We start from the raw sequence: 21,111 nt of genomic DNA on the forward strand, positions 1-21,111 counted from the left end.
CCCGGCTTCGCGGCAGGCGGCCTCCCGGTCGCCTCCCGGTCGTTACGCAGCGAGGACCTTGCCGTTGCGCACGAACGGCAGTTTTACCACGCGCGCGGGAAGTTGCTTGTCTCGAATCTGCACATGGACCGTGTCGCCGACCTGGACGGCCGCCGGCACGCGCGCGAATGCGATCGACTCCTGCATCGACGGCGAGAACGTGCCGCTCGTGATCTCGCCTTCGCCGTGCGGCGTGACGACCTTCTGGTGCGCGCGCAGCACGCCGCCCGCCTTGCCGTTTTCCTTCTGCAGGATCAGGCCGACGAACGCGGCGCGCGTGCCGTTTGCCTCGAGCGCGGCGCGGCCGACGAACTCGCGCGGTGCCGACAGGTCGACCGTCCATGCGAGGCCCGCGTCGAGCGGCGACACGGTGTCGTCCATGTCCTGACCGTACAGGTTCATGCCGGCCTCGAGGCGCAGCGTGTCGCGCGCGCCGAGCCCGCACGGGCGCACGCCGTTTTGCTGGAGCGCGTTCCACAGCGCTTCGACGTGCACGGCCGGGACGATCACCTCGAAGCCGTCTTCGCCGGTGTAGCCGGTGCGCGCGACGGTGAGGTCGCCGAACGGCGTGCCGGCGACCTGCGCGGCGTTGAACGGCTTCAGCTCGCTGGTCGCGGCGCGCGCGGCGGGCACCGTCGTCCAGACCTTTTCACGGGCGTTCGGGCCCTGAACGGCGACGATCGCGAAATCGCGGCGCGGCGCGATGGTCAGGCCGTAGCCGCCTTGTTCGTTGAGCTGGTTGAACCACGCGATGTCCTTCTCGGCCGTGCCGGCGTTGACGACGACGCGGAAGAAGTCTTCGGTGAAGTAATAGACGATCAGGTCGTCGATGACGCCGCCCTGCGGATTGAGCAGGCACGAGTAGAGCGCCTTGCCGGGGATCTTGAGCTTGCCGACGTTGTTCGCGATCGCGTGCTCGAAGAACGCGCGCACGCGGCTGCCGGTGAAATCGACGACGCACATGTGCGACACGTCGAACATGCCGGCGTCGGTGCGCACGGCTTCGTGTTCTTCGATCTGCGAGCCGTAGTTGACGGGCATGTCCCAGCCGCCGAAGTCGACCATGCGGGCATTGAGCGCGCGGTGCGCGGCGTTGAGCGGGGTTTGATTCAGTGCAGTCATCGAGGCCTCAGGCAAGGCGCTTGCGCGCGGGTCAGAACGGCCATGTGCCGACCGTCGCGGCGGCCTTGGGGGCCTGCGAAACGATCCGGTACATGCCCCTCTGTCCTCGATACCTGAGAGATTGCGCCGCGGCCACAAGCCGGCGAACGCGCGCCCCTTCGGTGGGCAGCCTGCCCGCGCAGCCAATGTGCTGCGGGCTACTGCCGCTCTCCAGAGTGCGGGGAGTGCGGCCCGCGCAATGCGCGGACGGGATTCCCCGACGCGGTCGGTCCTTTTGCCTGAGAGTTTGCGGGTGTGCCCCTTCGGCGGCGCGACCGGCGTTGCTGCTACGCGGTCACACGCTCTCCCGACGCGTGCGGGCGACTGTACGCGAGCGGGTGGGCATTGTCAATTTGAGCAAAAGAATGTCGCTTCGCGACAAGCGGCGGCGTGCAGCGCCGCCGCTTCTGCCGGCACCGGCGGGCGCCGGCATGGCCGGGATTACTCGCCGATCGCGCGCGCGGCCGTGTCGAGTTCCTGGTTCAGCACGCGCTGCTCGTCGCCGGACAGGCCGCCGTTGTGCTGGCCCGACATGTCGTTCGCTTCCTGGCGGATCACGTCGAGGCGGTGGTGCAGCTGCGCGCCGTACGGCGGCGGGTAGTAGCCGCCGTTCACGCGCGCGTCGATGCGGCGGTGCAGGTTGTCGATCCGGCCCTGGACCTCCTGCAGGCGATCGTTCGCGACGACCTGCGGATTCGGCCGCGGCGGGGGCGGGGGCGCCTGTCGGGCCGGCCGCTGCGGCTGCACGACGCAGGCCGCGAGCGAGGAAACCAGGACGCAGCATGCCGCTGCGCGAATCAACCGTTGCATCACATTCTCCTGACGGTTTGGTGTCGGATCGACATTTTGAGAAACGCGTCAGACCGGACGACCGCTGACTTTCGTTCCCGCACCATTTGTAACGGAATGTTCGGGATCGTGGCGCCGTGGCGGCTGACGGGGGCGCGCAGCCGGGCGCGGCGCGGCGCGAGCTGGCGGCTGCGGCCGGGGCGACGACCCGGCCCGCGGCCGTCAGACGGTGCGACGCACGAACGGTACCCGGCGGCCTTCGTGCTCGCTCTGCGCGGCGAGCTCGATGATCGTCATCACGTCGACGGCGTCCTGCGGCGTGACTGGGAACGGCGCGCCGTCGTGGACCGACGCGGCGAGCGCGCGATAGAACTCCGCGTACTGCCCGTCGAGCGTCGGCACCGGCCGCTCGACCTCGACCTCGCCGTCGAGCACGCGCAGCACGCCGGGCGGGTTGCCGCCGCCGAACTCGACGTGATCCGGCGTGAGGCCGGCCTTCAACTGGTCTTCCTGCGTGTCGAGCCCGAACTTCTGGTAGCTGCCGCGCGTGCCGTGCAGCGTGAAGCGCGCGGGCTCGATCGCCGACAGCGCGCTCGCATGCAGCGCGACGTCCTTGTCCGGATAACCGAGCAGCAGGTGCACGAAATCGGGCGCCGTGCCGTTGTCGCGGCGTGTCTTGACCGTGGCGCTGACCGTTTCCGGCAGCCCGAACAGCGCGAGCGCCTGATCGATCAGGTGCGGGCCGAGATCGAGCAGCAGGCCGCCGCCGCGTGCGGGCTCCTCGCGCCAGCGCGTGCGCGGCGTCGGCCGGAAGCGGTCGAAGTGCGACGCGAAATAGGTGAGCCGGCCGAGTTCGCCGGATTCGACGATGCGGCGCACGGTGAGGAAGTCGCCGTCCCAGCGGCGGTTGTGGAACGGTGCGAACAGGCGGCTGCGCGCATTCGCGAGCCGCGCGAGCGCGAGCGCTTCGTCGGCCGTGAGCGTGACGGGCTTGTCGACGACGACGTGGCGGCCGGCCTGGAGCACCTGGCGCGCGAGTGCGAAGTGCGTGTCGTTCGGCGTGGCGATCACCACGCAGTCGATATCGTCGAGGCCGAGCAGCGTGTCGAGATCGGGGACGATGCGGGCGCCCGGAAAGGCGGCGCGCGCGCGATCGGGTTGCCCCGTCGCGATCGCGGCGACCTCGGTGCGGCCGCTCGTGGCGATCACGGGCGCGTGGAACGTCGCGCCGGCGAAACCGAAACCCATCAAACCAATCCTGAGCAATGACGACATGGCAATCCCTGGCTGCGTACGAAACGAAAAGAGGGCGCGCCGCTGGGGCGCGAGGACGACCGGCTATTTTGGCATGGCGCGGCGGCGCACACCGACGCGTTGGGCAAAATGCCCGGCAGGACACGGCATGTGCGCGGCCGCAGCCCGCAATTTGCGTCGGGCCGCCGGCGCTGCGCGCATCGACCCCGCGGGCGGCGTTGGGGGCGCGTCCCGCCGCGGGCTTGCCACCGCGACGACCGCCCATTGTGACCGATCGGGCCGTGGATGGGGCCGGATTGGCCGTCCGGGCAAGGATCGGCGAGGACTGGATAAAGAACCCGGCAAGAAGGCGAAACGGCAGCTTGCCCGCACGAAAAGCCGGCACACGCCCGCCCGAGAAACGACCGCCTGCCCGCCCGGCCCCGTCTGGCGGCGCTCCCGAAAAGCGCGTCGCCGACGTGTTAACATGCGCGTCCTGCCCCGCGTGTCCGCCTGCATTCCAGGCCTGTCGCGCGCGGCATCCTCCCGGCGTTCGCCGTCAACCGCAACATCATCCGCCATCATGTCCGCAGGCCTCAACTCCGCTCAGAACGAAGCGGTGCGCTACCTCGACGGTCCCTGCCTCGTGCTCGCCGGCGCGGGCAGCGGCAAGACCCGCGTGATCACGCAGAAGATCGCGCACCTGATCGAAGCGAAAGGCTTCGAGCCGCGCCACATCGCGGCCGTCACGTTCACGAACAAGGCCGCCGCCGAAATGCGCGAGCGCGTGTCGAAGCTGCTCGAGGGCAAGACGCTCACCACGCCCGGCAAGGAAGGCCGCAAGGTGCCCGTCAACCAGCTCACCGTGTGTACGTTCCACTCGCTCGGCGTGCAGATCCTGCGCCAGGAGGCCGAGCACGTCGGCCTGAAGCCGCAGTTCTCGATCATGGATTCGGACGACTGCTTCGGGATGATCCAGGAGCAGATCGGCACCACCGACAAGGGCCTGATCCGCAAGATCCAGAGCACCATCTCGCTGTGGAAGAACGGCCTGATCATGCCCGAGGAGGCGATGACGATCGCGGCCAACGAGGACGAGCACCAGGCGGCGCTCGTCTACCGCAACTACGTCGCGACGCTGCATGCGTACCAGGCGGTCGACTTCGACGACCTGATCCGCCTGCCGGCCGAGCTGTTCGCGAAGAACGAGCAGGTGCGCGACCGCTGGCAGAACAAGCTGCGCTACCTGCTGATCGACGAATACCAGGACACCAACGCGTGCCAGTACGAGCTGCTGAAGCTGCTCGCCGGCCCGCGCGCCGCGTTCACGGCGGTGGGCGACGACGACCAGGCGATCTACGGCTGGCGCGGCGCTACGCTCGAGAACCTCGCGCAGCTCGGCAAGGATTTCCCGAAGCTGCACGTGATCAAGCTCGAGCAGAACTACCGGTCGACGGTGCGGATCCTGACCGCTGCCAACAACGTGATCGCGAACAACCCGAAGCTGTTCGAGAAGAAGCTGTGGTCCGAGCACGGGATGGGCGACTCGATCACCGTCACGCCGTGCAACGACGAGGAGCATGAGGCCGAATCGGTCGTGTTCCGGCTGTCCGCGCACAAGTTCGAGCGGCGCGCGCAGTTCCGCGACTACGCGATCCTGTATCGCGGCAACTTCCAGGCGCGGATCTTCGAGCAGGTGCTGCGGCGCGAGCGGATTCCATACGTGCTGTCGGGCGGCCAGTCGTTCTTCGACAAGGCCGAGATCAAGGACCTGTGCGCGTACCTGCGGCTGATTGCGAACGCCGACGACGATCCCGCGTTCATCCGCGCGGTCACGACGCCGCGCCGCGGCATCGGCAACACGACGCTCGAGGCGCTCGGCTCGTTCGCGGGCCAGGCGAAGGTGTCGCTGTTCGAGGCCGTGTACATGGGCGGGATCGAGGCGCGGCTGTCCGCGCGGCAGGTCGAGCCGCTCAGGATGTTCTGCGACTTCATCCAGCGCCTGACCGATCGCGCGGACAAGGAGCCCGCGACCGTCGTGCTCGACGACATGATGGAGGCCATTCACTACGAGGCCTACCTGTACGATGCGTTCGACGAGCGGCAGGCGCAGTCGAAGTGGCAGAACGTGCTCGAATTCCTCGAATGGCTGAAGCGCAAGGGCACCAAGCCCGAGACCGAAGCCGTCGACGGCGAGGCCGACGGCTTCCACAACGCGGACGGGCTTGCGGATACCGGCAAGAACCTGCTCGGCCTGATCCAGACCGTCGCGCTGATGTCGATGCTCGAAGGCAAGGACGAGGATCCGGACGCCGTGCGGCTGTCGACCGTCCATGCGTCGAAGGGGCTCGAGTATCCGCACGTGTTCCTGGTCGGCGTCGAGGAGGGCATCATGCCGCACCGCGGCGGCAGCGAGGACGACGGCCCGATCGACAACGAGCGGATCGAGGAGGAGCGCCGGCTGATGTACGTCGCGATCACGCGCGCGCAGCGCAGCCTGCACCTGAACTGGTGCAAGAAGCGCAAGCGGGCGCGCGAGACGGTCGTGTGCGAGCCGTCGCGCTTCATTCCCGAGATGGGGCTCGACGAAGCGCCGCCGCCGACGCCGGAGGAAGCGCCGATGACGCCGAAGGACCGGCTCGCGAGCCTGAAGGCGCTGTTGCAGAAGTGAGGCGGCGCGCTTCGGCGCACGGACGCCCCGGCGATCCGGATAAACGAAACCCCCGCGACGCGTGTGCGCCGCGGGGGTTTTTTCTGGCCGGCAGGCGTTACTTCGACGCGTTGACCATGTAGTCGACGGCCGCCTTCACGTCGGCGTCGGACGCGCTCGAGCCGCCCTTCGGCGGCATCGCGCCCTTGCCGTGCAGCGCGTAGTTGTAGACGGTATCCATCGAGTCCTTCAGGCGCGGCGCCCAGTCTTCCTTGCTGCCGAACTTCGGCGCGCCGAGCACGCCGGCCGCGTGGCACGCCTGGCAGACCTGCGTGTACAGCGCCTTGCCGGCGGAGGCGGCGTCGGCGCTGGCCGGCGCGGCCGCGGGCTTTTCGCCGGCCTTCGGAATCGCGGCGATCGCGGCCATTGCAGCGGCGGCCTGCGCGTTCGATGCATCGGCGCCCGAAGCGCCTGCCGCACCCGCTGCGCCGCTCGCCGCCGGTGCCGCATTGGCGGCCGGGGCAGCCGGTTCGGGGAAGTTCGCGCCGTCGTTGTTCGCCATGTAGACGATCGCACGCGCGATTTCATAGTCGCTGACGTCGTCGGGGCTCGTGCCGCCGCGCGGCGGCATCGCGCCCTTGCCCGACAGCGCCGTTTTCAGCAGCGTGTCGAAGCCCTGCGAGATGCGCGGTGCCCAGTCGTCCTTGTTGCCGAACTTCGGCGCGCCCGCGGCGCCCGTGCCGTGACAGGTCACGCACACGGCCTTGTAGACTTCCTCGCCGGTCTTGTACGTGCGGGGCGCATTGGCGTCCTTCACGTCGACTTTCGCGAGCGGTGCGATCCGCGCGGCGACCTGTTCGTCGGATAGCGCATCCGTGCCGGCGCCCGAACGGAACGCATGGTTGGCATAAGTGGCAAACAGGACGATCAGGGCGATCGGAATCGCGAATGAGGCGATGACGACGGCAATCAGCTGCCCGGGTGTTTTGACGGGAGATTCGTGGGGTGCTTCGCTCATGCTTGCCTCGTCTCCGTGATTAGGAATTGTGAGCGCGGTGCAACGGCAAAATGGCTGGCGATCCAATGAGTCCGGACGATTATAGACGGAACGTTTACATCACGGCGAGCGGCGCGAAGGCGCGTGTTTACCCGCACGAATTGCGGGTCTGACGAGGTTTCGGCGGGCAAGGTGGACGCGTTTTGGGAAACCGGGTATCCTTGCGGTCTTGTCAATGGTGGGCGGCCAGTTTATTGGGGTCGTTTCACTGTCGTCACTGTCATATGCGCCCGTAGCTCAATGGATAGAGTACTGCCCTCCGAAGGCAGGGGTTGCTGGTTCGATCCCAGCCGGGCGCGCCAAGCCTGATCGAGCATTCTTCGTATCGATTTCCTTTTTTTGATCGTTCATCTCGCGTGCCTGACCACGGCAACGTGAGGGCAACGCGCGCCGGTTGGCTCGGGCATCGACAGCGCGCGAGTCACTGATACGGCAGCTTGCGCCGCGCCGCTAGCCCGTGCGCGAGCGATCCAGACGCTTCCGCCGCTTCACTTCAACACAAGCCTGCGCACGCAGCCACCCGCCGACACCGGATGCGAAATGGCCGTCACGCGCTCGTGAAATCTTTCAGAACGCATTCAAATCCTGCCGCTGCATCGGCAGCGTCTCGCGCATGTCCCGGTGACATGCGATCGATCGCCTGATCTATCTAAAGTTTGTCGCTCCATGGTCGTTAATCAGTCGGGTGCAGGATAGGGCCAAATCAAAGTAAAGCGTCGGCTGACGGGGGGCAGTCTCGGACATGCCGCTTCTGAACAACGAACTTGGAAAGGATGAAGCATGACTTCGATCGTAACGGGCATGTCTACGGCGCAAATCGCGGCGCTTACGACGGCGCAGGCGCACGCGCTTACAGGGACTGACATCGGTGCAATGACGACCGACCAGGTCAAGGCGCTGACGACCGACTCGGTGGCTGCGCTGACCACGTCGGCAGTCGTCAGCCTCAGCACGACGGCTGTCGCGATTCTCAGCTCCGACCAGCTCGGCTCGCTGAATACGGCGGACATTGCCGCGCTCAAGACGAACCAGATTGCAGCACTCACGTCCGATCAACTCTCGAAGCTGAGCGCGCCCCAGGCCGGTGCGCTGTCGAGCGCTCAAGTGGCGGCGCTGACGACCAGCCAGGCACAGAACGGCCTCACGACGGACCAGATTCACGCGCTGACGACGGCGCAGGCCGCTGCCTTGTCGACGGCCGACGTCGCGGTGCTGACGACGGCGCAAGTCACGGCGCTGACGACGGCCGATGTCGCGGCGCTGAAGACGAACCAGGTCGCTGCGTTGACGACGACGCAGGTGCAAAAACTGACGACCGATCAGGTCAAGGCGCTGACGACCGCGCAGGCGGCCTCGCTGACGACGGCGCAAGTGGCGGCGCTGACGACCGATCAGGTGAATGCGCTGACGACGGCCGCGTTCGCGGCGCTGAAGCCGACGCAGGTCGCGGCACTGACGACGGCGCAGATCGCCAATCTGAGCGCGGCGCAGGAAGGTGCGCTGACGAGCGCGCAGGTGGCGGCGCTGACGACGAATCAGGTGCAGAACGGCCTGACGACCGACCAGGTCAAGGCGCTGACGACGGCACAGGCCGCGGCGTTGACGACGGCGCAGGTCGCCGCGCTGACGACGGCGCAGTCGAGCGCGCTGACGACGGCCGATGTGGTCGCGTTGAAAGCGACTCAGATTGCGGCGCTGACGACGGCCCAGGTGCAGAACCTGACGACTGCTCAGGCTGCGGCGCTGACGAGCACGCAAATCGCCGCGCTGACGACGGCGCAGGTGCAGAACGGCCTGTCGACCGATCAGGTCAAGGCGCTGACGACGGCGCAGGCGTCGGCCATGACGACGGCGCAGATCGCGGCGCTGAGCACGGACCAGGTGAACGCACTGACGACGGCCGCATTCGCCGCGCTGAAGCCGACGCAGGTGGCGGCACTGACGACGGCGCAGATCACCAACCTGAGCGCGGCGCAGGAAGGCGCGCTGACGACTGCCCAGGTCGCGGCATTGACGACCGCGCAGGTGAAAAACGGCTTGACGACCGATCAGGTCAAGGCGCTGACGACCGCGCAAGCCGCGGCGCTGACGGCGGCTGACGTGACGGCGTTGTCCACCGCGCAAGCGACCGCACTGACGACGTCCGCCGTGGCGGCGCTGAAGACGGGCCAGATTGTGGCGCTGACGACGGCCCAGGTGCAGAACCTGACGACCGATCAGGTCAAGGCGCTGACGACCGCGCAGGCGCAGTCGTTGACGACGGCGCAAGTGGCGGCGCTGACGACGGACCAGGTGAACGCGCTGACGACGGCCGCGTTCGCGGCGCTCAAGCCGACGCAGGTCGCGGCGCTGACGACGGCGCAGATCACCAATCTGAGCGCGGCGCAGGAAGGTGCATTGACGACCGCGCAGGTGGCCGCGCTGACGACGGCTCAGGTGCAGAACGGCCTGACGACCGATCAGGTCAAGGCGCTGACGACCGCGCAGGCCGCGGCGCTGACGGCCGCTGACGTAACGGCGCTGTCGACTGCGCAAGTCACGGCGCTGTCGACGGCGAACATCGCGGCGCTGAAAACGCCCCAGATCGTCGCGCTGACGACGACGCAGGTGCAGAACCTGACGACCGATCAGGTCAAGGCGCTGACGACCGCGCAGGCGGGCGCGCTGACGACGGCGCAAGTCGCGGCGCTGACGACCGACCAGGTGAACGCGCTGACGACGGCCGCCTTCGCGGCACTGAAGCCGACGCAGGTCGCGGCACTGACGACGGCGCAGATCGCCAATCTGAGCGCGGCGCAGGAAGGTGCGCTGACGAGCGCGCAGGTGGCGGCGCTGACGACGGCTCAGGTGCAGAACGGCCTGTCGAGCGATCAGGTCAAGGCGCTGACGACGGGGCAGGCAGCGGCACTGACGGCGGCTGACGTCGCGGCGTTGACGACCGCGCAGGCGTCGGCGTTGACGACGGCCGACGTCGCGGCGCTGAAGGCGACGCAGATCGCAGCGTTGACGACGACGCAGGTGCAGAACCTGACGACCGACCAGGTCAAGGCACTCACGAGCGCGCAGGTGACGTCGCTGACGACCGATCAGGTCAAGTCGCTGACGACCGATCAGGTGAACGCGCTGACGACGACCGCCTTCGCGGCGCTCAAGCCGACGCAGGTCGCGGCACTGACGACGGCGCAGATCGCCAACCTGAGCACGGCGCAGGCCGGCGCGCTGACGACCGCGCAAGTGGCTGCGTTGACGACGAATCAGGTGCAGAACGGCCTGACGACCGACCAGGTCAAGGCGCTGACGACCGCGCAGGCGGCGTCGTTGACGACCGCGCAGGTCGCCGCGCTGACGACGGCGCAATCGAGCGCGCTGACGACGGCTGACGTGGCCGCGCTGAAGACGAATCAGGTTGCGGCACTGCGCACGGACCAGCTGCAGAACCTGACGACGGCTCAGGCGGCAGCACTGAGCTACACGCAGATCGCATCGCTGACGACGGCCCAGGTACAGAACGGCCTGTCGACCGATCAGGTCAAGGCGCTGACGACGGGGCAGGCAGCGGCACTGACGGCGGCTGACGTCGCGGCGCTGACGACCGCGCAGGCGTCGGCGTTGACGACGGCCGACGTCGCGGCGCTGAAGGCGACGCAGATCGCAGCGTTGACGACGACGCAGGTGCAGAACCTGACGACCGACCAGGTCAAGGCACTGACGACCGCGCAGGTGACGTCGCTGACGACTGATCAGGTCAAGTCGCTGACGACCGACCAGGTGAACGCGCTGACGACGGCCGCCTTCGCGGCGCTGAAGCCGACGCAGGTCGCGGCACTGACGACGGCGCAGATCGCCAACCTGAGCACGGCGCAGGCCGGCGCGCTGACGACCGCACAAGTGGCAGCGTTGACGACGAATCAGGTGCAGAACGGCCTGACGACCGACCAGGTCAAGGCGCTGACGACCGCGCAGGCGGCCGCGTTGACGACGGCCGACGTCGTGGCGCTGACGACGGCGCAATCGAGCGCGCTGACGACGGCTGATGTGGCCGCGCTGAAGACGAATCAGGTTGCGGCACTGCGCACGGACCAGCTGCAGAACCTGACGACGGCTCAGGCGGCAGCGCTGAGCTACACGCAGATCGCGTCGCTGACGACGAACCAGGTGCAGAACGGCCTGTCGACCGATCAGGTCAAGGCGCTGACGACGGGGCAGGTGGCGGCACTGACGACGGCTGACCTCGCGGCGCTGACGACGACGCAGACCGCGGCGCTGTCCACGGCGTCGATCGTGGCGTTGAAGACGAGCCAGGTGATTGCGCTGACGACGGCCCAGGTGCATAACCTGACGACCGATCAGGTGGCTGCGTTCACGACGACCCAGGTGCATGCGCTGACGTCGGCGCAGGTGGGGGCAATGACGACCGATCAGATCCAGCAGCTCCACTTCTGATCAGTCGCGTTGCATGGCGCCGGGGTTCCCGGCGCCATCCCGCCTCGCCGGCATCGGGCAAGGCGTGAGTACTGGCAGGTTAAACTGCCGGCCACGCGTGACGTGGCGGCAGCCGCGCGTCACGGGCAGGCGAGGAGGCGGCGCGCCGTCGTGCCCGCGCGGCGGCTGACGGGCAGCCGTCCGGCGGACTGCCGTACTTTACGGTATTGCGTATGAGTGAAGTCATGGTTTCGTCTGAAGAAAATTTTGCTGCCGATCTTCTGCTCGCGTGGCACGGCAAGATCGACATGACGGGTCTCTTCGAGCGCGCGGGCGCGCTCGAAGCGAACCGGCAGTTCGAGCTGGCGGCGGTCCTTTACCGGACCTGGCTCGAGCGCAACGTCGCGCCGTTCAATCATTTCGTGTACTTCAACCTTGGCGTCGCGCTTTTCAACGCCAATGACATCGAGGCCGCGAAAAAGGCACACTACACGGCCATCGAACTCGCGCCCGATTTCATTCATCCGCATTTCAATCTGGGTGTCATGTGCGAGCGCATCAACGAGCTCGACACGGCGATCGCGGAATGGACGTGGGTCGTGGAGCACGCGTCGGCTGATCATCCCGAGCAACGGCCGCTGCGGCTGTCCGCGCTCAACAACCTCGGGCGCGTCCATGAAAACCAGCGGCGTTACGCCGATGCGCTGGCGTGCCTGACGGAAAGTTTGCGGATGGAGCCGAACCAGCCGGACGTGCTGCACCACTGGGTGTTCCTGCGGGGCAAGCAGTGCGAGTGGCCCGTGTTTGCGCCCGTCGAGGGCGTCGATCCGGACCTCATGCGACAGTCGACTTCCGCGCTGGCGATGATCAGCCAGTCGGACGATCCGGCGGAGCAATTGTCGGCGGCCCGGCATTACGTCGACACCAAGATCAACGTCGACGTGCCCGCGTTGTCCGGCAACAAGGCATATGGTCACGAGAAGATCAGGATCGCGTATCTTTCGTCGGATTTCTGCCTGCATCCCGTTTCGATGCTCACGGCCGAGCTGTTCGAATTGCACGACCGGCGGCGTTTCGAGGTGTACGGCTATTGCTGGTCGCGCGACGACGGCTCCGCGCTGCGCAAGCGGATTATCCAGTCGATGGATCATTTCCATCGCATCGACGCGATGAGCGACGAGGCCGCCGCTCGGCTGGTCCGTGAACACGAGATCGACATCGTCGTTGACCTGCACGGGCAGACGCTCGGCGCACGCACGGACTTGCTTGCCTATCGGCCGGCGCCCATCCAGATCACGTATCTGGGCTTGCCGGCCACGACCGGCCTGCCGTACATCGATTATGTGATCGCCGACCGGTTCCTGATTCCGGAAGCGTACGCGCACTTCTACTCGGAGAAGCCGCTGTACATGCCGGACATCTACCAGGTCAGCGATCGCAAGCGGGTCAGTGCGCCGGCGCCGTCGCGCGCAAACTGCGGCCTGCCGGAAGACGGCTTCGTCTTTTGTTCGTTCAACAACAATTACAAGTTCACGCCCGAGGTGTTCGGCGCCTGGATGCGGATCCTGCAGCGGGTGCCGGCAAGCGTGCTCTGGTTGCTTGCCGACAATCCATGGGCCGAAGCCAATCTGCGAAAGGAAGCGGCCAGACACGGCATCGACGGCGGACGCCTCGTGTTTGCGTCTCGCGTCTCGCCCGAGAATTATCTTGCCCGGTTTGCGGTCGCGGATCTGTTCCTCGATTCCTTCCCGTTCAACGCGGGCACGACGGCGAACGACGCGCTCTGGATGGGGCTGCCGGTTCTGACACTCTCGGGCAGGAGCTTCGCATCGCGGATGGCGGGTGCGATGTTGTCCGCCGCGGGCATCGAGGAATTGATCACCTACGATCTGCACGCATACGAGGAGAAGGCGGTGGCGCTCGCCAGTGCGCCGGATGAGTGCGAGCGCCTGCGAAAGGTGCTGAACGCCGAGCGCAGGGATGGCGTATTGTTCGACACGCCGCGATTCGTCAACAATCTCGAGGCGCATTTTTCGCGTCTCGTCGGCGCGCTGGACTGATCGGCGCGCCGGTCGGCCGCCTCCCCGGGCAGGCCGATCGCCGGATCGCGCCGCAGGTCAGAAGCGGTCGAGATCCAGCACGATGCCCGCCGAAGCCATCAGCCGCTGGCGGTTCAGGCGGACGTCCGTATTGGGGGCTGGATGCCGCTGGTAAAGCGCGAGCATCGTCGAGGCGATCAGGTCGTCGCGTGTATTGCCGCGTCGCATATTCTCCTGCGCGCCGGCCGGGCTCTTGTGAATGACGACTGAGCTGAGCGGGACATGAACCATTGCGCGTCCGGAAAGACACGCGAGCAGGAAGTCCCAGTCTTCGTAAATCTCGAGATCGGTCGCATATCGGACGCGCGCGACGACGTCGTCGCGATACGCGATGCAGCTGTTCGGCACGCGATTCAGCACGTAGACGCTGTCCGCGTCGACATCGCCGATGCGCACCGTTTCGATCGAGGTCGTGCGTGGCGGATGCGTCGTGCGATCCTCGTAACACACCTTGAAATCGCAAAACAGGATTTCCGGCTCGTCGGCGCCGATGCTTCGGGCCAGCGCGTCGAGGTGCGTCGGCTCAAGCGTGTCGTCGTCGTCGAGGAACATGACGTAGCGCGATTTGGCGAGCGAGAGTCCGATGTTGCGGCTTTCGGCCGGCCCGGGCGCGCCGCTGCGGATCACGTGGACGTAGCGCCCCTGCAATGCGGAAAGCTCCTCGAATGGCGGCATGTATGTCGCGCTATCGGAGACGACGATGACGGTGAAGTCCTGCCACGTCTGGTCGATCAGGGACTGCAACGTCCGGCGCAGCAGCAGTGGCCGGTCGTGGGTGGCGATGATGACGGTAAACACGATGAACCGGTAATGAGTGGACTCCGCTCGCCCGGCGAGCGATTCCCGCCGGGCGATGACGCGAGATCATCACGCGCGGCGGGCACCGGGGCGTTCGTTTAGAAACCCGCGATCCGCTGATATTGCAGCGCTGCTTCCGTGCGGCCGATAGCCGTCTTGAACTCGGCCTGCAGCTCTCGTTGTGTCGTTTGTGCGTCCGCCATCACGGCCGCGTCGATCGCCTCGATGCGCTTCAGGATCGCCAGCGCGTCGGGCGATTGCGGGGCGGCCAGGGACATCAGCAGCGGCGAGCGCTGTTCGACGAGGCTCGCCGCGCCCGGCCAGTCGGCCATCGATGCCGCATGTTCGATTGCCTGCGTGAGCGACCACACGCGCTCCAGCAGAGTGATCGGGTCCGTCGTCATGTTCTCTCCCATGTTGATCCGGCCGCGGCATCGCCTGCCGCTATGCCTTGTTCGTGGCCAGCGCGCCCGCGCTGTTGGTGCCGCCGAACAGTTGCGTCAGGTACTGCGAATTGTTTTGCATCTTTGCCATCAGCGTATTGAGCGCGGTGAATTGCGTATTGTACTGATCGGTGAGCTGGCTGGCGTATGCCTGCAGCGCCGTGGCCTGCGTTTTCGCAGCGGCGAGATCCTGGTTCAACGCCGTGACGCGCGTGTCGATGATGCCGCCCGTCTGCAGGAATGTCGTGATGTTGCTGTTGAGCGTCGCGCCTACGCCGTTGGTCGCGTTGAACGCGGTCGCCACGGATGACGGATTGTTCGCCAGCGCCGACGACAGGGCCGCGCTGTCGACGCTGAGCGTGCCGTCCGGCTGAAGGTTGAGGCCAATCGCGCTCAGGCTGACCGTGCTGCCGCCGCTCGTTACGCCCTGGGCCACCTTGGTGGCCAGCGTGTTGACGATCGAATTCAGCATCGAGTCGCCGATGAGCGGGCCCCCCTGGCTACCGGCGGCTGCGCTCGAATTGAAGCTCGACAGCGACGATGCGGTGCTGACGAACGAGTTGTATGCGGAGACGAACGCGTTGATCGTATTGGTGGCGGAGGTGTTGTCCGGCGAGACCGAGAGCGTTTGGGTCGTCTTGGCCGACGAAGCAGACAGGTTGATCGTCACGCCCGTAATCGCGCCCGTGATGGTGTTGCTCGCGCTAACCACGCTGGTGCCGTCGATCGAAAGCTGCGCGTCCTGCGCGGGGATCGTCTCGTTGTAATTGTTTGTCGCTGCGCCCGTGTTATCGACGGTTGCCAGCGCAGCCAGCCCGTCGGTCGAATTGGTCGACACCTTGATGGTGTTCGCCGCGCCCGTGACGTTGGACGTCAGCACGAGGTGCGAGCCGTCCGTGCCGGTAACGACCGTGGCGGTCACGCCCGGATTGCCGCTTCCCGTGTTGATCGCATTTGCGATGTCGGCGAGCGTGTTGGTGCCGGACTTGATCGCGACGGTCATCGGCGTGCCGCTGCCGAGCTGGATCGTCAGGTTGCCGGTGCCGACCTGTTTCGTCGATGGAATTCCCGTGATCGACGAGAGCTTTTGCGCCGTCGCTACCTGCGTCACTGCGACCGAATAGCTGCCCGCGACCGCCCCCGTCGACGTCGTGGCCGTGAGGCCGCTGCCGCTCGCGGATGCCGTGAATTTTGACAGCGCCGAGCCGTCCGTAAGGCCGGACAGTGCGCTTTGCAGCGACGAAAGCGACGACTTGAGCGAACCGATCGCGGACAGCGTCGTGTTGTCGAGCGTCTGCCGATTGGTGTTCTGGGTCGTTTGTGCGGCCGTCTTCGCTGCGACCAGCGCGGACACGAGCGACGAGACGTCCGTATTCGAATTCGTCACACCGCTGATGATCGATTGGGCGGCTGCCGCCAGTGCGCTGTTCGCCGATGTGGTGGTAGTCGTCGACATGTAGGACTCCATTCGATGAGATTAGTCCTGCGCAACGGTCGGGCAGGGCGACGTAATGCGCGAAGCACGAAAAGCAAAATGCTTACCCGACGTAATCGGATAAGCATTGGGAGGAAGGGCATTCCCGTTCCGATGGCGCCGCCGCGTCGTTCGCGATCCCGCGGCGCGCGCCGTCCGGCTTGCTTAGCCCAGGAGCTTCAGCACTTGCTGCGGCATCGAGTTCGCTTGTGCGAGAACCGAAATGCCGGCTTGTTGCAGCACCTGTGCCTTCGACAGGTTGGCGGTCTCCTGCGCGAAGTTCGCGTCGGTGATCTGCGCGCTTGCTGCGTTCAGGTTCGTCGATTGCGCCGTGGTCTGCGAGATCGCTGCCTGATAGATGTTGATGTCGGAACCGAGCTGAGCTTGCGCGGTGTTGACGGTGCCGAGCGCGGTGTCGATCGTGTTCATCATCGTTTGCGCGGCGGTGACGGTCGTCACGCCGCCGGTCAGGGCGAGCGTCGTCGTGTCGTACTTGCCGCTCAGGTCGAGCGACAGTTGCTGGCCGGACTTTTCGCCGATCTGGAAGGTCAGCGGCGTGCCTGCGGCGTTCGCGCTGCCGTCGAGCAGGTTGATGCCGTTGAACGTCGTTTGGCTCGCGATACGGCCGATTTCGGTGATACGCGCTTGCACTTCGGTGTCGAGGTTGCTTGCAGCAGCGGTGCCGATCGACGAATCGGATGCCTGAACAGCGAGCTGGCGGATACGCTGCAGGTTGGCGGTGATTGCCGACAGGCCGCTCGATGCGGTCTGAGCCATCGACACGGCGTTGTTCGCGTTCGACACACCCTGCGTGTATGCGTTGATCGACGCTTGCATCGTCGTCGAGATCGCGAGGCCTGCCGCATCATCTGCCGCGGAGTTGATGCGCTTGCCCGACGACAGGCGGTTGATCGCTTGCGACAGCGCGTTCTGCGTCGACGAGAGGTTCGTTTGAGCGGTCTGCGAATAGATGTTGGTGTTGATGTTCAGCATTTGGATCCTCGTTTGGAAAACGCCGTTTGATTGACTGGATTCGGGGTTCGGCGTCGCGCTTTCCGTGTCCCGCGCTGCCCGCCTTTCCTGGTTGTCGGCGCTGATTCGGGGAAACTTTAGGGCCGCATCGAACACTATTCTTGCGGCGCGATGCCGCGCATGTGTCTCGTGCGTGTCGCCTCGGTGGGGTGCGGCGCATCGTGGCGCGGCAATGCGCTTCGTCGGGCAGTGAGGTCGGCACGCATGGGAGGGCGCGCCTGGCCTTCGCCGATCGGACATGGCGAGCGGCTCGTGCTGAATTGCAACGGAAAAGCGGTAAACCTGTAGGCGAAGCTGCGTTTAACTGGTATGATGGCGGGCTGAATTGAGATTTTCTGTCACGCCTATGCCGTCTCGGCATTCCTGCTGGCAGTCAAACGCGGCGCTGCACGCGGCTTGTGAAGCGTACCCGCGGTGCTTTGTGCCTCTCTTTTCCGGCCTCCGAGGCCGTATTTCCGCTCGTTTCGCCTGTTGTGGGGACGCCCGGATGGCCGGTGCGTGGCGCTTGGCCGCTACGTTTTTGACCGTTTAAGCAATTTAGGAACGACATGACGACGATTCTTCTGAAGGAAAACGAGCCGTTCGAAGTGGCGATTCGCCGCTTTCGCCGTGCTATCGAAAAAAATGGCCTGATCGCTGAACTGCGCGAACGCCAGTCCTACGAAAAGCCGACCGCAGTCCGCAAGCGCAAGAAGGCAGCAGCCGTCAAGCGCCTGCACAAGCGCCTGCGCAGCCAGATGCTGCCGAAGAAGCTCCACTAAGAGCGTCTACGGTTCGCCGCGAAACGGCGGAGCGTGCTTCGAAAGAAGCCGCTCCGCCGTTTTGCTTTTCGGGGCCGGAAAAGGTTGCAGATCGTGGCGGAAAAGTGGCCGATCGACTGCCGGACGGTCGAATGGCCGCACGGCGGTTCCGCCGGCAGCCAACGGGGCAAGGCCGCCGACGTGTTCACCGGGAAATCGGCGCCGCGTTCGGGCTCGCCTTGCGCGGATCACCTGGCGGCGCGTGCTGACGTGCCGGTGCGGCAAGCCGACCAGCCCGTGAGCTTCGCCGTCAGCCCGCCTTGCGGCGCCGTGCCGGCTGCTGCTTGCCGCCGAGCGCCGCGCATTGGGCGTGACACGGGCAACCGGTCTCATGGTCGTTGAACATCCCGGTCGCCTGCATCAGCGCATAGCAGATCGTCGAGCCGACGAATTTGCAGCCGTACTCCTTCAGCGCCTTGCTGAGCGCATCCGACTGGGCAGTCGACGCGGGCGCGTCGCGATACGACTGCCACGCGTTCTGGACCGGCGTGTGGTCGACGAACGACCACAGGAATTGCGCGAGCGATCCGTGATCCTCGCGAATGCGCTGCACGGCCCGTGCATTGGTGACCGCGGATTCCACCTTCGCGCGATTGCGGACGATGCCGGGGTTCTCGAGCAGCTTCTCGATGCGCTTCGGCGTGAAGCGCGCGACCGCGTCGACATCGAAGTCGGCGAACGCCTCGCGATAGCCGGCGCGCTTGTTCAGGATCGTCGACCACGACAGCCCCGCCTGCGCGCCTTCGAGAATCAGCATTTCGAACAGATGGCGATCGTCATGCGACGGCACGCCCCACTCGGTATCGTGATAGTGAGCATCCGCTTCCGTCTTTACCCAATTGCACCGCTGCGACATCGCCGGCCTCGTTCCAGTGTCGATTCGATCGTGCCAGCATAGCGGAACGCCCATTCACGGTATAGCTGGCCGAACGGCAGATGGGCGCGCGGCGCCGATCCGGTTAAGCTTGGCGCCTGTTCGAATCAGCAGGATCAACGCATGACGGCATTCCTTTTTGCGATCGGCATCGACGGCGGCGGCACGGGTACCCGCGTGGTACTCGCCGACCGGCACGGGCGCGAACTCGCGCAGGGGCGCGGCGGCCCGTCGGGGCTCGGCCTCGGCATCGAGCGCGCGTGGGCATCGATCGGCGCGGCCTGTGCCGACGCATTCACGCGGGCGGGGCTCGCGTTCGACTGGTCGCAGTGCGCGCTCGGCTGCGGGCTCGCGGGCGTCAACAATGCCGCGTGGCTCGCCGCGTTTCGCGCGCAGGCGCCGCTCGACGCACTGGCGATCGAGAGCGACGCCTATACGACCGTCGTCGGCGCGCACGGCGGTGCGCCGGGGCTCATCGTCGCGCTCGGTACGGGCAGCATCGCGGCGGCGCTCGACGCCGCGGGCGACTGCCGCATCGCGGGCGGCTTCGGCTTTCCGTCCGGCGATGAGGCGAGCGGCGCGTGGCTCGGCATGCGCGCGCTCGCGTACGCGCAGCAGGCGCTCGACGGCCGCGTGCCGCGTGACGCGTTTGCCGGCGCGCTGCTCGCGGAAACGGGCGCGCACGATCGCGACGCGCTCGTCCAGTGGTCGTGCGATGCGAACCAGACGATCTACGCGCGCCTCGCGCCGATCGTGTTCGCGCACCGCGACCATTCTTATGCGGCGGCGCTGATCGCGCAGGCCGGCGACGAGATCGGCAAGATGATCGACGCGCTCGATCCGCAGCAGGCGCTGCCGGTCGCGCTGTGCGGCGGGCTGGCCGACGCGCTGGCACCGGCCGTGCCGGCACGCCATGCGGCGCGGCTGCGCGCGCCGCTCGACGATTCCGCGCACGGCGCGTTGCGGCTCGCGCTGCAGGCGTTGAGGGCGGCTGAAGCGGGGTGAAAGAGGCGCGTGGGCGGCGTGCGGTGAGTGGGCCGAGCAGGCCGGGCGGGCCGATCGGGCGGATCGGGTAAAGCGACGGGCGGGCATGTTGCGCGGACAAACTGGACCGAGCAAACCGAGCAAACCGAGCAAACCGAGCAAACCGAGCAAACCGAGCAAACCGAGCAAACAGCCTGCCCCGGCCGAACCAGCGACGCACCGAAACCCGAACGGCCTGAAACCCGCCCCCATTTCCCAGCCACCCGGCGCGCCCCCGGGCACGACGTTAAAATGGCGGCTCCGCAGCGTCCTGCGCGCCACTCCCCCATCCCCATGTACAAAGTCATCGCCACCGATCTCGACGGCACCCTGCTGAATAGCGACCACCAGCTCGATTCGTACACGATCGAGACCGTCCGCCGGCTCGACCGCGACGGCCTGCAGTTCGTGATCGCGACGGGGCGTCACTACGCGGACGTCGCCGGCATCCGCGACGTGCTGGGCATCCGGCCGTACCTGATCACGTCGAACGGCGCGCGTGTGCATGCGCCGGACGACACGGCGATCCATGCGCAGGACATCGATCCCGCGATCGTCCGCAGCCTCGTGCAGCCGGGCGTGACCGGTGCGCACGGGCGCGTGATCGTCAACCTGTTCACCGACCGCGGCTGGCTGATCGACCGCGACGCGCCGCACCTGCTCGAATTCCACCAGGATTCGGGCTTCCGGTACGACGTGATCGACATGGCCGCGCACGACGGCGCCGACATCGCGAAGGTGCTGTACATCGGCGAGCCGGCCGATCTGGCGGTGGTCGCGGAGCAGATGCGCGTGCGGTTCGGCGATGCGCTGTACGTCACGTACTCGCTGCCGGACTGTCTCGAAGTGATGACCGCCAACGTGTCGAAGGGCCGCGCGCTGCGTACGGTGCTCGCGCGACTCGGCGTCGACGCCGGCCACTGCATCGCGTTCGGCGACAACATGAACGACATCGACCTGCTCGAAACGGCCGGCCACGCGTTCATGATGAACAACGCGAACCCCGACCTGATCGCGCACCTGCCGCACATCCCGCGGATCGGCAACAACTTCGATGCGGGCGTCGCCCGCCACCTGCGCACGCTGTTCGCGCTGGAAGGTACGCTCGACGGCGTCGCCGCTTCCTGAGCGGCCATGAAAAACGGGCGCCAGCGGCGCCCGTTCAAATTACCTGCCTCGATGTTGTTCGACAGCGTGAGGCTCGCTGCTCTGCTCGC

At 66.6% G+C, this 21,111-nt stretch carries 15 protein-coding genes, 1 tRNA gene and 2 riboswitches; of the genes, 7 read left to right on the top strand and 9 right to left on the bottom strand.

Translation table 11 applies throughout. The annotated features are described in order from the left end of the window. Positions 1 to 42 precede the first annotated feature (42 nt). From gcvT to U4012_RS24855, 3 genes are all read right to left on the bottom strand, one after another. Positions 43 to 1,161, bottom strand: a complete 1,119-nt coding sequence (gene gcvT, locus U4012_RS24845) for a glycine cleavage system aminomethyltransferase GcvT (RefSeq protein WP_321802062.1) — start codon at positions 1,159 to 1,161, stop codon at positions 43 to 45. A 90-nt stretch (positions 1,162 to 1,251) separates the two neighbouring features. After that, positions 1,252 to 1,385, bottom strand: a riboswitch (glycine riboswitch). Between the two features lie 31 nt (positions 1,386 to 1,416). Beyond that, positions 1,417 to 1,520, bottom strand: a riboswitch (glycine riboswitch). A 121-nt stretch (positions 1,521 to 1,641) separates the two neighbouring features. After that, entirely contained in the window at positions 1,642 to 2,010 is a 369-nt protein-coding gene (locus U4012_RS24850) for a hypothetical protein (protein WP_044848372.1), read from the bottom strand. Positions 2,011 to 2,211: 201 nt separating this feature from the next. Beyond that, entirely contained in the window at positions 2,212 to 3,264 is a 1,053-nt protein-coding gene (locus U4012_RS24855; RefSeq protein ID WP_044848371.1) for an oxidoreductase, read from the bottom strand. A gap of 541 nt (positions 3,265 to 3,805) precedes the next feature. On the opposite strand from U4012_RS24855, the gene U4012_RS24860 reads away from it, so the two are divergent. Next, on the top strand, positions 3,806 to 5,893 hold the full coding sequence (locus U4012_RS24860) for a UvrD-helicase domain-containing protein (protein WP_124486852.1): 2,088 nt from the start codon (positions 3,806 to 3,808) through the stop codon (positions 5,891 to 5,893). Positions 5,894 to 5,990: 97 nt separating this feature from the next. Here U4012_RS24860 and U4012_RS24865 read toward each other — a convergent pair whose 3' ends face one another. Further along, positions 5,991 to 6,890 (bottom strand): c-type cytochrome, encoded by a 900-nt coding sequence (locus tag U4012_RS24865; RefSeq protein WP_124571376.1) that lies wholly within the window; start codon positions 6,888 to 6,890, stop codon positions 5,991 to 5,993. A gap of 265 nt (positions 6,891 to 7,155) precedes the next feature. Here U4012_RS24865 and U4012_RS24870 point away from each other — a divergent pair. The 3 genes from U4012_RS24870 (at position 7,156) to U4012_RS24880 (ending at position 13,411) form a co-directional block, all read left to right on the top strand. Further along, positions 7,156 to 7,231 (top strand) — tRNA-Arg (locus U4012_RS24870). Positions 7,232 to 7,802: 571 nt separating this feature from the next. Next, a complete protein-coding gene (locus U4012_RS24875; protein WP_415750402.1) occupies positions 7,803 to 11,372 on the top strand; it encodes a beta strand repeat-containing protein in 3,570 nt (1,189 codons plus the stop codon). A 224-nt stretch (positions 11,373 to 11,596) separates the two neighbouring features. Next, positions 11,597 to 13,411 carry a tetratricopeptide repeat protein gene (locus U4012_RS24880; RefSeq protein ID WP_321802063.1) on the top strand — a complete coding sequence of 605 codons (1,815 nt, stop codon included), beginning with the start codon at positions 11,597 to 11,599 and terminating at the stop codon, positions 13,409 to 13,411. A gap of 57 nt (positions 13,412 to 13,468) precedes the next feature. Here the strand turns inward: U4012_RS24880 and U4012_RS24885 are convergent, their stop codons facing one another. From U4012_RS24885 to U4012_RS24900, 4 genes are all read right to left on the bottom strand, one after another. Beyond that, on the bottom strand, positions 13,469 to 14,248 hold the full coding sequence (locus U4012_RS24885) for a glycosyltransferase family 2 protein (RefSeq protein ID WP_321802064.1): 780 nt from the start codon (positions 14,246 to 14,248) through the stop codon (positions 13,469 to 13,471). A 98-nt stretch (positions 14,249 to 14,346) separates the two neighbouring features. Continuing rightward, positions 14,347 to 14,652: a flagellar protein FliT gene (locus tag U4012_RS24890; RefSeq protein ID WP_044849186.1), complete on the bottom strand. Its 306-nt coding sequence runs from the start codon at positions 14,650 to 14,652 to the stop codon at positions 14,347 to 14,349. A gap of 40 nt (positions 14,653 to 14,692) precedes the next feature. Next, positions 14,693 to 16,159, bottom strand: a complete 1,467-nt coding sequence (gene fliD, locus U4012_RS24895; RefSeq protein ID WP_321802065.1) for a flagellar filament capping protein FliD — start codon at positions 16,157 to 16,159, stop codon at positions 14,693 to 14,695. A gap of 171 nt (positions 16,160 to 16,330) precedes the next feature. Next, entirely contained in the window at positions 16,331 to 17,158 is an 828-nt protein-coding gene (locus tag U4012_RS24900) for a flagellin (protein WP_321802066.1), read from the bottom strand. Positions 17,159 to 17,745: 587 nt separating this feature from the next. On the opposite strand from U4012_RS24900, the gene rpsU reads away from it, so the two are divergent. Continuing rightward, complete coding sequence (gene rpsU, locus U4012_RS24905) at positions 17,746 to 17,958, top strand: 30S ribosomal protein S21 (RefSeq protein WP_006401410.1); 213 nt, start codon at positions 17,746 to 17,748, stop codon at positions 17,956 to 17,958. 289 nt (positions 17,959 to 18,247) lie between these two features. Here the strand turns inward: rpsU and U4012_RS24910 are convergent, their stop codons facing one another. Then, complete coding sequence (locus U4012_RS24910; protein WP_321802067.1) at positions 18,248 to 18,853, bottom strand: DNA-3-methyladenine glycosylase I; 606 nt, start codon at positions 18,851 to 18,853, stop codon at positions 18,248 to 18,250. A 141-nt stretch (positions 18,854 to 18,994) separates the two neighbouring features. Between U4012_RS24910 and U4012_RS24915 the strand changes: the two genes are divergently transcribed. Continuing rightward, entirely contained in the window at positions 18,995 to 19,876 is an 882-nt protein-coding gene (locus tag U4012_RS24915; protein WP_321802068.1) for a BadF/BadG/BcrA/BcrD ATPase family protein, read from the top strand. A 312-nt stretch (positions 19,877 to 20,188) separates the two neighbouring features. Continuing rightward, positions 20,189 to 21,022 carry a Cof-type HAD-IIB family hydrolase gene (locus tag U4012_RS24920; protein ID WP_321802069.1) on the top strand — a complete coding sequence of 278 codons (834 nt, stop codon included), beginning with the start codon at positions 20,189 to 20,191 and terminating at the stop codon, positions 21,020 to 21,022. Positions 21,023 to 21,111: the final 89 nt, after the last annotated feature.

The sequence above is a fragment of the Burkholderia sp. BCC1988 genome (assembly GCF_905339895.1).
In the GTDB taxonomy this organism is placed as follows: Bacteria; Pseudomonadota; Gammaproteobacteria; order Burkholderiales; family Burkholderiaceae; genus Burkholderia.

What these genes read in the sequence shown, in the direction of transcription:
- rpsU (WP_006401410.1), top strand. Translation starts at nt 17,746, where the DNA reads ATGACGACGATTCTTCTGAAGGAAAACGAGCCGTTCGAAGTGGCGATT.
- U4012_RS24850 (WP_044848372.1), bottom strand. Translation starts at nt 2,010, where the DNA reads ATGCAACGGTTGATTCGCGCAGCGGCATGCTGCGTCCTGGTTTCCTCG.
- fliD (WP_321802065.1), bottom strand. Translation starts at nt 16,159, where the DNA reads ATGGAGTCCTACATGTCGACGACTACCACCACATCGGCGAACAGCGCA.
- U4012_RS24900 (WP_321802066.1), bottom strand. Translation starts at nt 17,158, where the DNA reads ATGCTGAACATCAACACCAACATCTATTCGCAGACCGCTCAAACGAAC.
- U4012_RS24865 (WP_124571376.1), bottom strand. Translation starts at nt 6,890, where the DNA reads ATGAGCGAAGCACCCCACGAATCTCCCGTCAAAACACCCGGGCAGCTG.
- U4012_RS24875 (WP_415750402.1), top strand. Translation starts at nt 7,803, where the DNA reads ATGACGACCGACCAGGTCAAGGCGCTGACGACCGACTCGGTGGCTGCG.
- U4012_RS24880 (WP_321802063.1), top strand. Translation starts at nt 11,597, where the DNA reads ATGGTTTCGTCTGAAGAAAATTTTGCTGCCGATCTTCTGCTCGCGTGG.
- U4012_RS24920 (WP_321802069.1), top strand. Translation starts at nt 20,189, where the DNA reads ATGTACAAAGTCATCGCCACCGATCTCGACGGCACCCTGCTGAATAGC.
- gcvT (WP_321802062.1), bottom strand. Translation starts at nt 1,161, where the DNA reads ATGACTGCACTGAATCAAACCCCGCTCAACGCCGCGCACCGCGCGCTC.
- U4012_RS24860 (WP_124486852.1), top strand. Translation starts at nt 3,806, where the DNA reads ATGTCCGCAGGCCTCAACTCCGCTCAGAACGAAGCGGTGCGCTACCTC.
- U4012_RS24855 (WP_044848371.1), bottom strand. Translation starts at nt 3,264, where the DNA reads ATGTCGTCATTGCTCAGGATTGGTTTGATGGGTTTCGGTTTCGCCGGC.
- U4012_RS24915 (WP_321802068.1), top strand. Translation starts at nt 18,995, where the DNA reads ATGACGGCATTCCTTTTTGCGATCGGCATCGACGGCGGCGGCACGGGT.
- U4012_RS24890 (WP_044849186.1), bottom strand. Translation starts at nt 14,652, where the DNA reads ATGACGACGGACCCGATCACTCTGCTGGAGCGCGTGTGGTCGCTCACG.
- U4012_RS24910 (WP_321802067.1), bottom strand. Translation starts at nt 18,853, where the DNA reads ATGTCGCAGCGGTGCAATTGGGTAAAGACGGAAGCGGATGCTCACTAT.